General features: G+C 67.7%; 11 protein-coding genes. 5 read left to right on the forward strand and 6 right to left on the reverse strand.

The features are described from left to right. Window positions 1–61 precede the first annotated feature (61 nt). Together sucD and sucC are read right to left on the reverse strand one after the other, a co-directional pair. Complete coding sequence (gene sucD, locus QM019_RS11585; RefSeq protein WP_125107058.1) at window positions 62–946, reverse strand: succinate--CoA ligase subunit alpha; 885 nt, start codon at window positions 944–946, stop codon at window positions 62–64. A 24-nt stretch (window positions 947–970) separates the two neighbouring features. Beyond that, window positions 971–2,137, reverse strand: coding sequence for an ADP-forming succinate--CoA ligase subunit beta (gene sucC / locus QM019_RS11590; RefSeq protein ID WP_282853112.1), 1,167 nt, complete (start codon window positions 2,135–2,137; stop codon window positions 971–973). A 224-nt stretch (window positions 2,138–2,361) separates the two neighbouring features. Here sucC and QM019_RS11595 point away from each other — a divergent pair, with 224 nt between their 5' ends. From QM019_RS11595 to QM019_RS11610, 4 genes are all read left to right on the forward strand, one after another. After that, window positions 2,362–2,754: a hypothetical protein gene (locus QM019_RS11595; RefSeq protein WP_282853113.1), complete on the forward strand. Its 393-nt coding sequence runs from the start codon at window positions 2,362–2,364 to the stop codon at window positions 2,752–2,754. 249 nt (window positions 2,755–3,003) lie between these two features. Beyond that, window positions 3,004–4,230, forward strand: coding sequence for an efflux RND transporter periplasmic adaptor subunit (locus tag QM019_RS11600; protein ID WP_282853114.1), 1,227 nt, complete (start codon window positions 3,004–3,006; stop codon window positions 4,228–4,230). Then, window positions 4,230–4,982 (forward strand): ABC transporter ATP-binding protein, encoded by a 753-nt coding sequence (locus QM019_RS11605; protein ID WP_282853116.1) that lies wholly within the window; start codon window positions 4,230–4,232, stop codon window positions 4,980–4,982. The genes QM019_RS11600 and QM019_RS11605 overlap by 1 nt, the downstream gene beginning before the upstream one ends. Then, window positions 4,979–6,190, forward strand: a complete 1,212-nt coding sequence (locus tag QM019_RS11610) for an ABC transporter permease (protein WP_282853117.1) — start codon at window positions 4,979–4,981, stop codon at window positions 6,188–6,190. The genes QM019_RS11605 and QM019_RS11610 overlap by 4 nt, the downstream gene beginning before the upstream one ends. A 33-nt stretch (window positions 6,191–6,223) precedes the next feature. Here the strand turns inward: QM019_RS11610 and QM019_RS11615 are convergent, their stop codons facing one another. The 4 genes from QM019_RS11615 to QM019_RS11630 all read right to left on the reverse strand — a co-directional run bounded on the left by QM019_RS11615 (window position 6,224) and on the right by QM019_RS11630 (window position 11,281). Continuing rightward, window positions 6,224–8,620: an ATP-dependent helicase gene (locus QM019_RS11615; RefSeq protein WP_282853118.1), complete on the reverse strand. Its 2,397-nt coding sequence runs from the start codon at window positions 8,618–8,620 to the stop codon at window positions 6,224–6,226. A gap of 77 nt (window positions 8,621–8,697) precedes the next feature. Beyond that, window positions 8,698–9,702 (reverse strand): glycerophosphodiester phosphodiesterase family protein, encoded by a 1,005-nt coding sequence (locus QM019_RS11620; protein WP_282853119.1) that lies wholly within the window; start codon window positions 9,700–9,702, stop codon window positions 8,698–8,700. An 80-nt stretch (window positions 9,703–9,782) separates the two neighbouring features. Next, a complete protein-coding gene (locus QM019_RS11625; RefSeq protein WP_282853120.1) occupies window positions 9,783–10,793 on the reverse strand; it encodes a Bax inhibitor-1/YccA family protein in 1,011 nt (336 codons plus the stop codon). A gap of 83 nt (window positions 10,794–10,876) precedes the next feature. Beyond that, a complete protein-coding gene (locus QM019_RS11630) occupies window positions 10,877–11,281 on the reverse strand; it encodes a DUF3054 domain-containing protein (RefSeq protein ID WP_282853121.1) in 405 nt (134 codons plus the stop codon). 204 nt (window positions 11,282–11,485) lie between these two features. Here QM019_RS11630 and QM019_RS11635 point away from each other — a divergent pair, with 204 nt between their 5' ends. After that, complete coding sequence (locus QM019_RS11635; RefSeq protein ID WP_282853122.1) at window positions 11,486–13,207, forward strand: alkaline phosphatase; 1,722 nt, start codon at window positions 11,486–11,488, stop codon at window positions 13,205–13,207. Window positions 13,208–13,287: the final 80 nt, after the last annotated feature.

The raw sequence follows: 13,287 nt of genomic DNA on the forward strand, positions 1-13,287 counted from the left end.
GTTGTTGTAGTTCTGGCAGGGCCAGAACTACAACAACCGACCACTCAACGCATTTTGGTGGCTAGAGGCCGGCGAAGATTTCCTTCATGATGTTCGCCGTCTCGGTCGGGGTCGTGCCCACGCGAACGCCGGCGGCCTCGAGGGCCTCCTTCTTCGCGGCGGCGGTGCCCGCCGAACCGGTAACGATGGCGCCAGCGTGGCCCATGGTCTTGCCCTCGGGCGCGGTGAAGCCAGCCACGTAGCCGACGACCGGCTTGGTGACGTTCGCCTTGATGTACTCGGCCGCGCGCTCTTCAGCGTCGCCACCGATCTCACCAATCATGACGATGGCCTTGGTCTCGGGGTCGTTCTGGAACGCCTCGAGCGCGTCGATGTGGGTGGTGCCGATGACCGGGTCGCCGCCGATACCGATGGCGGTCGAGATGCCGATCTCGCGCAGCTCGTACATCATCTGGTAGGTCAGCGTGCCCGACTTCGACACGAGGCCGATCGGGCCCTTGCCGGTGATGTTCGCCGGGGTGATGCCCGCGAGCGACACCTCGGGGGTGATGATGCCGGGGCAGTTCGGGCCGATGAGGCGCGTCTTGCCGAGCTGCTGCACGCGGGTGAACGCCTCAGCGGCGTCCCTGACCGGGATGCCCTCGGTGATCGCGACGGCGAGGGGGATCTCGGCTTCGGCCGCTTCAACGATGGCGCCCTTGGCGAATGCCGGCGGCACGAAGATGACGGTGACGTTCGCGCCGGTGGCCTCCATGGCCTCCTTCACGGTGCCGAAGATCGGCAGCTCCTTGCCCGCGAGCTCGATCGTCTGACCGGCCTTGCGGGGGTTGGTGCCACCGACGACGTTCGCGCCGGCCTCGAGCATGCGCGTGGCGTGCTTCGAGCCCTCCGAACCCGTGATGCCCTGGACAATGATGACGGACTTGTCGTCGAGGAAAATTGCCATTGTGTTCTGTAGTCCTTCCGAGCCCTAGGCGTTCGCGAGTTCGGCGGCCTTGTCGGCGGCCTCGTCCATGGTCGCCACGACGGTGACAAGCGGGTGGTTGAAGTCAGCGAGGATCGCGCGACCCTCTTCGACGTTGTTGCCGTCGAGGCGCACAACGAGGGGCTTGGTGGCGGCGTCGCCGAGCTGCTGCAGCGCGCCGACGATGCCGTTCGCGACAGCGTCGCACGCGGTGATGCCACCGAAAACGTTGACGAACACGCTCTTGACCTGCTCGTCGCCGAGGATGACGTCGAGGCCGGCAGCCATGACCTCAGCCGAGGCGCCACCACCGATGTCGAGGAAGTTCGCGGGCTTCACGTTGCCGTGCTTCTCGCCGGCGCCAGCGACGACGTCGAGGGTCGACATGACGAGGCCGGCACCGTTACCGATGATGCCCACCTGGCCGTCGAGCTTGACGTAGTTGAGGTCGTGTTCCTTGGCCTTCTCCTCGAGCGGGTCGAGGCCCCCGGCCGCGACACGCAGCGCTTCGTGCGCCTCGTGGCGGAACGCAGCGTTGTCGTCGAGCGTGACCTTGCCGTCGAGGGCGATGATGTTGCCCTCGCCGGTGAGCACGAGCGGGTTCACCTCGACGAGCGTGGCGTCTTCGCCAACGTAGACGTCGTAGAGCTTCTGGAAGACGGGCACGACCTTCTCGACGAGCTCGGCCGAGAAGCCAGCGGTCTCGGCGATCTCGCGGGCCTTGGCCTCGTCGATGCCGACGATGGGGTCGACCGCCACGCGGGCGAGGGCCTCGGGGCGCTCTTCGGCGAGCTGCTCGATCTCCATGCCGCCCTCAACCGAGCACATGGCCAGGTAGTTGCGGTTCGCACGGTCGAGAAGCACCGAGAAGTAGAACTCCTCCTTGATGTCGGCGCCCTCGGCGACCATGACACGCTCAACGACGTGGCCCTTGATGTCGAGCCCGAGGATGCTCTTGGCTGCCTCGAACGCGTCGTCGGCGGTCTTCGCGACCTTCACGCCGCCGGCCTTACCGCGGCCGCCAACCTTGACCTGCGCCTTGACGACGGTCACGCCGCCGAGCTGCTCCGCAGCTGCCTTCACGTCTTCGGGGGTGTCGGCGACGATGCCCTTCAGCACCGGAACACCGTGTGCCTCGAACAGGTCGCGCGCCTGATACTCGAAAAGATCCACGTTTCTTCCAATCCACGGCAATGCCGAGTTTGACTTGCTCACACGAGCAGGAACTGGGTTCGGAGCGACCGCGCGAAAGGTGTCGAGTGCGTGGCTCGAGAAACGAAGCGCCGCGGCGCACATCCGCACGCAAGCATAACTGACCTGCGCTACGGCGTTTCCCGGGTTCATGCAGCTTGCAGGGCCGCAGCGGCGCGGATCCCGGGGCACGATGTCGCTGGCGCGTGCGACGATCAGCTTGCTCGACACCGAAGACGCATCGTCCCATCGAAAGGCCGCATCGTGAAGCTCCGCTCCCCTGCCTCATCAGGGACCTCGAGCAGTACTACATCGCCGACTGCATGGCCGAGGCCGGCTTCGAGTGGCGCTGGGTGTATCACGACGACAATTTCGAAGGCGCGTTCTCGCACGACGCCCCGGGCTCACCCGATGCACCGACCGTGCCCTACGTCTCCGGCCACGACACCATCCCCGGCACCGGTGGCGACCAGACGCCCGGGTTCCAGACTGCCCTCTGGGGAGAGAACGACTTCATGAGCCCCGACTACGACCCGGCCTACGTCTACCACTGGTCGACCGCGGGCTGCAACGGTTACGCCGTCCACGTGACTGGCTAAGACAACGCCCACTAGTTGCCGGCGCTGTGCCGCGGGCAGGGCAATCATGAGCGTTGCGGCCAATCGTGCGCCGTACACCACTGATCATTCACCGGGACGCTAATCCAACGCCTCCCAATTGACTGCCACGCCGCGCAACACGTGGGGTTTTCCCCATGGACACCGGCCGGGCCCGCTGGTGGGATCAAATGAACGCCGTCCTGCCCATCGTGCGCCGCTGCCTGCAGTCGCGCCCGCGAGAGGAAACTCATGCCGAATTCGCCCGCACCCGCTGGCTCCGACGACCCGTTCGAGCCGCTCACCAATGCTGAGCACCCCGAGGCGGTCGACGGGTTCTACGACTCGGTCGAAGCGGAGGCGAGCGGCGCATCCGCCCCGACAAAGTCGAGCAAGCCGGCGAAGCAACCCAAGGCACGGCGCCCGAAGGGCCGCGCGCGCAAGGCGATCTTTGGCACCGTCTGGCTCATCGTCGGCGTCGTCGCCGCAGCGTCGCTCGCGAAACTCGCCTTCTTCTCGAACGACACGGCCGAGCAGGCCGAGCCCACTGGACAGCTCGAGTCGCCGACCGTCGAGGTCACACGCGGCAGCGTCACGAATGAGTTCGTCGTGAGCGGCTCGGTCACGGCCGATGCCGGGGTGCCGCAGCGCTCGACCGAGCAGGGCTCGGTCACGATCGTCTACGTCAAGGTCGGTGATCACGTCGAGTACGGCCAGCCCCTCTATGAACTGCGCGAAGAGGTCGGCCAGACCGACCCGCAGCCCGTCGGCGACCCCGACGAAGAGACCGGCGAGCAGGAGATGAGCAACCCCGAGCCGGTCTACGAGTACCACACGGTCACTGCGACCGAGACGGGCATGCTCACCGAGTTCACGCCCCTCGCGAAGATGGATGTCGCCATCGGCGAGACCATCGGCGAGGTCGGCCCGGGCACGTTCACGGTCGTCGCCGACCTCTCGGCCGACCTGCAATACCGCATGCTCGATGCCCCGGCCACTGCGAGCGTCGCGATCGCTGGCGGCCCTGCGCCGTTCGAGTGCACCTCGCTCGAGATCGGGGCGGCTGCCGACGACAGCGAGACTCCGTCGGCTGCCGCCGACCCCGATGCCGACCCGTACGCCGACCTTTACGGCGACGCCAGCGGCGGTTCGACCTCGGTCACCGGCCAGGTGCGCTGCGCCGTGCCCGACAGCGAGACCGTGTTCGCCGGCCTGAGCGCCGACGTCACCGTCGTCGCCGACAGCGTCGACGACGCCCTGCTCGTGCCGACCACCGCGGTGCGCGGCGACTACGCGACCGGCCTCGTCTACGTCGTGGATGCGCCGGGCGGCGAGCCGCAGGAGGTCGCGGTCGAGCTCGGCATCACCGACGGCATGTCGGTCGAGATCACCTCGGGCCTCGAGGAGGGCGCGATCGTGCTCGAGTACGTGCCGAGCGAAGTCCCGATGTACAGCGACGACATGAGCGGCATCTACTAATGCCCGCACCGGTGCTCGAAGTGCGGGGCGTCACCCGCGAAGTCCAACTGCCCACGGGCCAAATGCTCCGCATCCTGCGCGGCGTCAACCTCGAGGTGCTGCCCGGCGAGCGCGTCGCCGTGCTCGGCCGCTCCGGCGCCGGCAAGACCACGCTGCTCAACCTGCTCGGGCTCATCGACCAGCCGACCAGCGGCGAGGTGCTCTTCCGCGGCCAGGATGCGTCGGGCCTGTCGGCGACGAAACTCGCGCGGCTGCGCGGCAGGTCGGTCGGCTTCGTGTTTCAGCAGTTCAACCCGCTCGACAATCGCACGGCCATCGAGAACGTCATGATGCCGCTGTTCTACGGCGCGGCTTGGCAGTTCTGGCGGCGCCGCGAACTCGCCCTCGCCGCGCTCGAGAAGGTGGGCCTCGCCCACCGCGCCGATCAGCTCCCCCGCCAACTCTCGGGCGGCGAGCAGCAGCGCGTTGCAATCGCCCGCGCCATGGTGCGCGAGCCCGCCGTGCTGCTCGCCGACGAGCCCACGGGCGCGCTCGACGTCGGCACCGGCCACGACATCATGGCGACGCTCTCGCAGCTCGGCGACTCGACCGGCGCCGCGCTCATCACGATCACGCACGACCTCGCGGTCGCGGCGCTCGCCGAGCGCATCCTCGTGCTCCAGGACGGCGTGCTGCACGAGCGCACGATCGAGCAGGCCGAACGGATGCTCGTCGAGCAGGTCCGCGAACAGCACGAGATGGCGAGCGCATGACGAAACCCCAGCGTGACAACACCCCGGGCGACGGCGCGACGAACGTCGTCGCGACCCTCGTCGATGCCTGGCACGAGCTGCGCGTCAATCGCCTGCGCATCCTGCTCGCCCTCATCGGCATCGCCGTCGCGGTGATCGGCCTCACCGGCGCCCTCGGCGTCGGCCAGCTGCTCACCGACCTGCGGACCGAAACCGCCGAGCGTTCGGGCGGCCGCACCGCGAACGTGGTCGCCGAGGGCCAGACGACCCCCGCGGTCGTCGACCGCCTGAGCCGCCTGCCCGACGACTTCGGCGTGACCAAGCACGCGCTATCGGCTTCGACCGAGGCGACGGTGTGGACGCCCACCGCGCAGATCCCCGTCGCACTCACCGCGGTCGAGCCCGACTACGGCGAGATTTACCGCACGGTCGTCGAGCAGGGCCGGTTCCTCGAAGAGTCCGACGCCGACCTCCTCGCCCCCGCGCTCGTCGTCAACGACAAGCTCTGGCAGGCCCTCGGCAGCCCCGACCTCGCGACGCAGCCGCGCGTCGAGTTCGTTGGCGGTGGCAGCAGCCAGGCGTTCACGCTCGTCGGGGTCGCGCCCAACACAAGCGAATTCGACTCGCCGATCGCCTGGATGCTCTACGACCAGCTCTCACTCGTGCCCGGCACGAGCCAGGCACAGGGCTCGACGACCCTGTCGATGTGGGTGCCCGAGGAGATCTCCGATCGGCTTGCGGCACAGCTCAACGAACAGCTCGCCTCGAGCGGCATCATGGTCTACCGCGGCGACTGGGCCGCCCAGATGGGCGACTCGACCGAGTTCATCCAGTGGTTCGTCATCGGTGCGGCCGTTGGCATGTTCCTGCTCGGTGCGCTCGGCCTCGTGAACATCAACCTCGTCACAATGCAGCATCGCGTGCGCGAGATCGGTATTCGCCGCAGCTACGGCGCAACGTCGGCGCGCATCTTCTTCGGGGTGCTGCTCGAGTCGATGGTCGCGACGTTCCTCGCGGGTGTCGTCGGCGTCGTGCTCACGGTGGCGATCCTGCAGAGCTCGTGGTTGCAGGGCATGCTGCAGTCGGCGGGCCTCTACGAGCCTCGACCGTTCCCGATCTCGGCGGTGCTCATCGGCCTCGGCGCAGCGACCCTGGTCGGCGCCCTCGCGGGCGCGCTGCCCGCGCTCAAGGCGACGCGCGTGCAGATCGTCGACGCGATCCGCTACTGACGCAGCGCCACTCGCGCCGCTCCTGAAGCCTCGCTAGAGCTTCTCGAGCGGCGCGACCTTGATGAGCAGCTTCTTGCGGCCGACCTCGTCGAAATCGACCTCGGCGACGCGCTTCGACCCCGTGCCGAGCACGGCACGAACGGTGCCGTCGCCGAAGTCGGTGTGCTTGACGCGGTCGCCGTGCGCGAGCTCGAGGTCGGCGTTGTCTTTCATCGCGCCAGTGACGGTGTTGTCGAAGCTGCGCTTGCCGCGCCGCGGGTTGAAGGGCTCCTTGAGCCCCCGCGCACCCTCGAGCACATTGCTCGTGCGCACCTCGCCGAAGCGGCGCTCTCCCCCGCCCCAGCCCGACGAGCCGGTGGGGCGCAGCGTCGGCCGCGACATGACGTCCTGCGGCGACTGCCGCCACGCGATGAGCGACGCGGGAATCTCGTCGAGGAACCGGCTCGGCATCGCGGTCGACGCCTCGCCGTACTGCGTGCGCGACACGGCGAGTGAGAGGTGCAGCACCTGGCGAGCCCGGGTGATGCCCACATAGAACAGGCGCCGTTCTTCGGCGAGCCCGCCCGGCTCATCCGCGCTCATGCGGTGCGGCAGGAGCTCTTCCTCGACGCCGGTAAGGAACACGGCCTCGTACTCGAGCCCCTTCGCGGTGTGCAGCGTCATGAGCGACACGGCGCCCGACTCGTCATCGATGTCGTCGGCGGCCGCGACGAGGGCGACCTCGGTGAGCAGGTCGACGAGGTTGCCGTCGGGGTGCTGCTTGTCGAACTCCTTCGCGACGTTGATGAACTCCTCGACGTTTTCGGCGCGCGCGTCGTCCTGCGGGTTGCCCGTCGCGCGCAGCGCGTCGATGTAGCCGGTCTGTTCGATGATCGTCTCGAGCATCTTCGACACGAGTACGGGGCCGGTCGGCCGCTGCGGGTCGATCGAGGCCTCGGCGTGGTCGAGAATCTGCGCGAGCTCGGCGATCTTGCCGCGCAGCTTTGGCCCCACCCCGAGGTCGTCGGCCCGGCGCAGCGCCTCGCGGAACGTGATGTCGTGCTCGTTCGCGAAGTTCGAGATCGCGGTGACCGTCGCCGGCCCGATGCCGCGCTTCGGCGCATTGATGATGCGGCGCAGCGAGAGCTCGTCGTTCGGGTTCGCGACGCTGAGGAGGTACGCGAGGATGTCCTTGACCTCGGCACGTTCGTAGAACTTCGTGCCCCCGATGAGGCGGTATGGCACGGCCGAGCGAATCAGGATTTCTTCGAGCGCACGCGTCTGCGCGTTAGTGCGGTAGAACACCGCGATGTCGTTGAAGTTCGTGCCCGAGTCGTGCAGCTTATGAATCTCGTCGGCGACGAACTGCGCCTCATCGTGCGCCGAGAAGCCCGCGAAGCCGACGATCTGCTTGCCCGCTCCTTCGGCCGTCCAGAGGCTCTTCTCGCGGCGGTCGAAGTTGTTGCCGATCACCGCGTTCGCGGCGTCGAGGATGTTCTGGGTCGAGCGGTAGTTCTGCTCGAGCAGGATCGTTTCGGCGCCCGGGAAGTCGTGCTCGAACTCGGTGATGTTGCGAATGTCGGCGCCGCGGAACGCGTAAATCGACTGGTCGGAGTCGCCTACGACTGTGAGGGATGCGGGCGGAATCGAGCCGTCGGCGGCGAGCTCGATGCGGGTGTCGGCGGGCACATGCTGCGCCGGCGTCGCGTGCGTCAGCTCGCGGATGAGCGCGTACTGCGCGTGGTTGGTGTCTTGGTACTCGTCGACGAGCACGTGGCGGAAGCGGCGGCGGTAGAGTGCGGCGATGTCAGGGAACGCGCGGAACAGCCAGACCGTCTGGGTAATGAGGTCATCGAAGTCGAACGCGCGGTTGCGTTCGAGCTCGCGCTGGTATTGCCGGTAGATCTCGAGCACGAGCTGGTCGCGCGGGTTCGATGCGTCGACCTTCCGTGCGAAGCCGTCGGGGTCGATGAGCTCGTTCTTCAGCGCCGAGATGCGGTTGAGCGCGTGCGAGGGCGTCACGCCGAGCGACTCGGCCTCGAGCGCCTTGACGATGCGCTTCACGAGCGCCTTCGAGTCGGCCGAGTCGTAGATGGTGAAGCCCTGCGGGTAGCCGAACTTCTCGGCCTCGCGGCGCAGAATGCGCACGCACGCCGAGTGGAACGTCGAGATCCACATGCCCTGCACCGTCTCGCCGAGCAGGTGCCCGACGCGCTCGCGCATCTCGGCCGCGGCCTTGTTCGTGAACGTGATCGCGAGAATCTGGCTCGGCCACGCCTCGCGTGTCGCGATGAGCCCGGCGATGCGGTGCGTCAGCACGCGCGTCTTGCCCGACCCCGCACCCGCAATGATGAGCAGCGCGTCGCCGCGATACTCGACGGCAGCGCGCTGCGGCGGGTTCAGGCCGTCCACGAGGTCGGCAGGAATGGGGTCATACGACAGATAGGTCATGGCCAATCCATCCTAGGCGGCGCCCCCGACACCGGCCCCGTTCATCCACACGCCGGCAGGTACCCCGGCCTCGTGCTTCAGGCGGCCGAAACCTCGCCCGCGACCGGCGCATCCTCGCCGAGCTGCGACTCGCCGCTGAGCGCAGCGCGGCAGGCCCCCGGGTCGTCGGCGAACACGGCGTCGACTCCGGTCGCGGCCAGCGCGCGCCAGTAGTCGAAGGGTCGTCCCGCGAACTCCGGCGGCACGAACGGCGCCTCGGCACGCAGCGTGTAGGTGAATACCTCGAGGCCGCGAGCGTGCGCGCGGTCGACGAGGTCGGTGTCAAGCAGCGTCGTGCGCACCGAGATGCCGTCGTAGCGGTAGGCGGCGTCGTCGAGGCCCTCGTCGGTGCACCGCTCAGGCCCCTCCTCGCCCGAGCCCGGCCGCAGCCACGGCTCGTCCTCGACGAGCACGACGAGGCGCGCATCGAGCTCGCGCACGAGGGCCGAGCCGCAGAGGCGGTCGAGCGCCGACACCTCGAAGCTCTCGATGCGCGCGCCCTGCAGGCAGCGCGCCGAGCGCACGGGCTCAAGCTCGCGCACGAGCAGCTCCTCGAAGCGGAAGCCGCGCGCGCGCATCCAGGCATCCCACTTCAGCTCGAGCACGAGCGTGCAATCGCGCCCGCGAGCGGTCGCCGCCTCGTCGATGAGCAGCACAAGGTCGCGCAGGCGCAACAGCCCCTGCTCGCCCGAGTGGGCGGCGGATGCGGGGCGCAGCTCGGGCAGGCGCTCGACGGCGCGCAGAGTCTGCAGCTGAGCCCACGTGAAGTCTTCGGCGTACCAGCCGGCCGCCGCGTCGCGCGTCGCCTCGCGCCGCAGCGCGGCGAACTCCGGATGCTCGGCGACGTCGGTCGTGTCGTCGAGCAGCGGCTCGTGGCGCACCACCAGCACGCCGTCGGCCGAGGGCACGAGGTCGGGCTCCACCGCATCGGCACCCTGCGAGATCGCCAGGGCGTAGCTGGCGGCGGTGTGTTCGGGGAGGTATGCGGGAGCCCCGCGGTGGCCGATGAGCCACGGCATGCGCTGTGCCATAGCGACCAGCATGCGCCCCATTGGTGAATTTCCGGAAACACCACGCCCCCGCAGCGCTGGCGCGCGACGGGGGCGTGATGTTTCGAGCGGAACTAGTCGTTGCCGCGGAAGATCGCGATAAGTCGCAGGATCTCGATGTAGATGAACACGACGGTCGAGATGAGCGAGTAGGCGGCGACCCAGCCGTACTTGCGCGGGGCACCCGACTTCACGCCGTTCTGGATGAACTCGAAGTCCATGATGAGCATGTAGGCGCCCATGAGCACCGCGAGGATGCCGACGATGACGCCGAGCGGGATGCCGAAGATCTCGACGCTCGTGCGCAGACCCCAGGGGTCGCTCACGACGCCGGTGACCTGCAGGATGAAGTTCACGAGCGAGAACGCCGCGTAGGAGATCATCACGATCATCACGAACTTCGTGAGCTTCGGCGAGGTGCGAACCTTGCCCGAGCTGAACAGGGCGAGGGTCACGCCGATGACGACGAGGGTCGCGAGCGTGGCCTGCAGCACGATGCCCGGGTAGACCTGTTCGAGGATCGACGAGAAGCCACCGACGACGAGGCCTTCGGCGATCGTGAAGATCGTCGTGAGCACGGGCGACGGCTCGCGACGGAAGGTCATCACGAGCGCGAGCACAAACGCGCCGATGCTCCCCGCGACGGTAAGGCCGTAGCCGACGGCCGGTGCCGCGAGCACGCTAAACCAGGTGAGGGCGGCCGCAACGAGCAGCACGCCGAACATGCCAGCGGTCTTCGCGATGGTGTCTTCCATCGTCATGCGGTCGAGCTGGTCGTTCGACGGCGACGGCATGTCGTACTGGCGGTTCAGCTGCTCGGGGCTTGGCGCCGGCTGCTGGAATTGGGGCTGCTGGCCGTACGCCTGCTGCTGCCCATAGGCCTGCTGGTAGCCCTGAGCCTGCTGCTGGCCGTACTGCTGCTGCTGGCCGTACTGCTGCTGCTGGCCGTACTGCTGACCAGTCTGGGGGTTGCCGTACGCCTGGTTAAACTGCGCCTGTGCATTCTGGGCTACGCCCGAGTGCTGGTTTCGTCGCTGGTATTCGCCATTGAAGTACGGGTTCCGCTGAAGTGCAGAGCTCGACATCAGTTCTCCTCTAAGTAGTGCGCTTCAGGCAAGTCTACGGACTACTCTCGCCGCGCACCGGGATTTTTCCCCAGACTTTGCCGCTACATCTCAGTGTTCGCTGCGGGCGTGCGGTGGCGCCGACGGATGAGTTGCCACACGAGCCGGGGCACGAGCAGGAACACCGCGAGGGTGATCGTCGCGACGATGATGAAGGCGGGCGCGGCGGTGTCGCCGAAGAGGATGCGCAGGGCAAGTCCGCTCGACACGGTCACGGCCCAGATGAGCACGCCGGCCGGCCACACCCTCGAGTGGTCGCGGTCGGTCAGCCGAACAATGACCCAGCTCAGCAGCAGCGCCGCGAGGAACGGCCACGCGGTGCCGAGGATGTCGAGTACGCCGAGCGCCTCGCCATGTGACGAGCGACCGATCGCGGCGAAGGCAATCACGAGCACGGCGTCGGTGAGCACGAAGGGATAAATCGGTGGGCGAGTGGGGGCGTCGGACATGCCTCCAAGGCTAGCGCGCCGAGCCCGCACGCCGGCTGGCTCGACGCATCCGCGCCCTCACTACGAATGAACTGCACAACACACGTCGATTTCTTGTGCTCGTTACCCGTGCGTTACCGAGAGGGCACGCGATCGCGGTTTTCGATACCTAACTTTTCTTCAGTCAGCTCTTAGGGACACCTTACAAATCGTCGAAAGGACGACATGAAGACTCGCAACTTCGTGAAGTCGCTCTCGGTCTGCGGCACCGCCGCAGCCGTCGCGCTCGGAAGCTTCGCATTCGCAACGCCCGCATCCGCCGCCACCGCGGCAGATGGCCCGAAGAACGTCATCCTCCTCATCGGTGACGGCATGGGGTACAACCACCTCGACAACATGAACGCCTACGAGAACAACGAGGTCTACTGGCAGGTTGACCGCGGCGGCGACAACAAGGTGAAGCCGTGGGGTGGCAACTCGACCCCGACCGAGGGTTTCCAGTCGTGGGAGCACACCTCGATGGAGACCGCCTGGTACGAGCAGACCCCCTACGACTCGTTCACCGCCTGGAACGACTTCGAGTCGTCGAAGGAGAACCCGACCGACTCGGCCGCCGCGGGCACCGCGATGGCCACCGGTCACAAGACCTACAACGCCGGCATCGGCGTTGACTACGAGGGCAACGTCGTCGAGAACGTGTCGGAGCGCGCGGACGCGCTCGACAAGTCGGCCGGTGTCGTCAGCTCGGTGCCGTTCTCGCACGCCACCCCGGCGGCGTTCTCGGCGCACAACGCGAACCGCAACGACTACCACGGCATCGCTGCGGACCAGATCTCGAACGGCTACATGGACGTCGTGATGGGTGCCGGCCACCCGTACTACAACGACGATAACGAGCAGCAGGCCACCGGCGACTTCAGCTACATCTCGGAGGAGTCGTACAACCAGCTCGCCGCCGGCGAGACCGACTTCACCTTCGTTGAGGACGACGCTGACTTCGAGGCGCTCACCACCGGTGAGACCCCCGAGACCGTCTTCGGCCTCGCACAGGTCGGGTCGACCCTCCAGCAGGGCCGTAGCGACGAGGCCGCCTACAACGACGTCGTCTCGCTCTCGACGATGACCGAAGGTGCGCTCAACGTGCTCGACAACAACGAAAACGGTTTCTTCCTCATGGTTGAGGGCGGCGCGATCGACTGGGCCGGTCACGCCAACCAGACGCAGCGCGACATCGACGAGACCGTCGACTTCTCGGCCGCCGTCGACTCGGTCGTCAACTGGGTTGAGACCAACTCAAGCTGGGACGACACCCTCGTGATCGTCACCGCCGACCACGAGACCGGCTACCTCTCGGGCGCGAACTACGTGACCGACAACGACGGCAACCAGATCCCCGTTGAGGGCTCGACCGACTACGTGCTCGGCGACTGGGGCCCCATGACGCCGAATGGCACCGGCACCCCTGCCACGCAGGACTGGTTCTCGAACAACCACACCACCATGCTCGTTCCCTACTTCGTGAAGGGCGCGTACTCGGAGGATCTCCTCGGCTTCGCCACCGGCCACGACCTCGTGCGCACGGACTACCTCTCGAACGTCGACATGGCCAGCTGGCTGCTCGACACCGCGTGGGTTGCCTCGGAGCAGACCCCGGAGCCGACCCCGACCACGGAGCCGGAGCCGACCACCGACCCCGAGCCCACCACCGAACCGACCGCGACCGCTGAGGCCACCGCGACCGCGACGACCGACCCCACCGCTTCGGCGACGTCGACCGACGCTCCCGCCGCAGGCAACCAGGGCGACTCGACCGAGGCTGACGGCGGCTCGCTCGCCACGACCGGTGCCGACGCGTTCGGCCCGATCGCGATCGCCGCTGCCGTGCTGCTCGTCGCCGGCGCCGCGTTCATGATCATCCGCCGCCGCGGCCAGGGCGAGGACGCGTAACGCGCCTCCCCCGCGGAAAACGGCCGTGGGGCCCCCCCCAAGCGCCGGGGCCCGCCCGCGGTAGGTAAAGGGGGGGGCCA

The sequence above is a fragment of the Gulosibacter sediminis genome, from assembly GCF_030011715.1.
Classification (GTDB): Bacteria; Actinomycetota; Actinomycetes; order Actinomycetales; family Microbacteriaceae; genus Gulosibacter; species Gulosibacter sediminis.

Coding starts and splice junctions, on each gene's coding strand:
- sucD (WP_125107058.1), bottom strand. CDS start 946: ATGGCAATTTTCCTCGACGACAAGTCCGTCATCATTGTCCAGGGCATC.
- QM019_RS11600 (WP_282853114.1), top strand. CDS start 3,004: ATGCCGAATTCGCCCGCACCCGCTGGCTCCGACGACCCGTTCGAGCCG.
- QM019_RS11605 (WP_282853116.1), top strand. CDS start 4,230: ATGCCCGCACCGGTGCTCGAAGTGCGGGGCGTCACCCGCGAAGTCCAA.
- QM019_RS11610 (WP_282853117.1), top strand. CDS start 4,979: ATGACGAAACCCCAGCGTGACAACACCCCGGGCGACGGCGCGACGAAC.
- QM019_RS11615 (WP_282853118.1), bottom strand. CDS start 8,620: ATGACCTATCTGTCGTATGACCCCATTCCTGCCGACCTCGTGGACGGC.
- QM019_RS11620 (WP_282853119.1), bottom strand. CDS start 9,702: ATGCTGGTCGCTATGGCACAGCGCATGCCGTGGCTCATCGGCCACCGC.
- QM019_RS11625 (WP_282853120.1), bottom strand. CDS start 10,793: ATGTCGAGCTCTGCACTTCAGCGGAACCCGTACTTCAATGGCGAATAC.
- QM019_RS11630 (WP_282853121.1), bottom strand. CDS start 11,281: ATGTCCGACGCCCCCACTCGCCCACCGATTTATCCCTTCGTGCTCACC.
- QM019_RS11635 (WP_282853122.1), top strand. CDS start 11,486: ATGAAGACTCGCAACTTCGTGAAGTCGCTCTCGGTCTGCGGCACCGCC.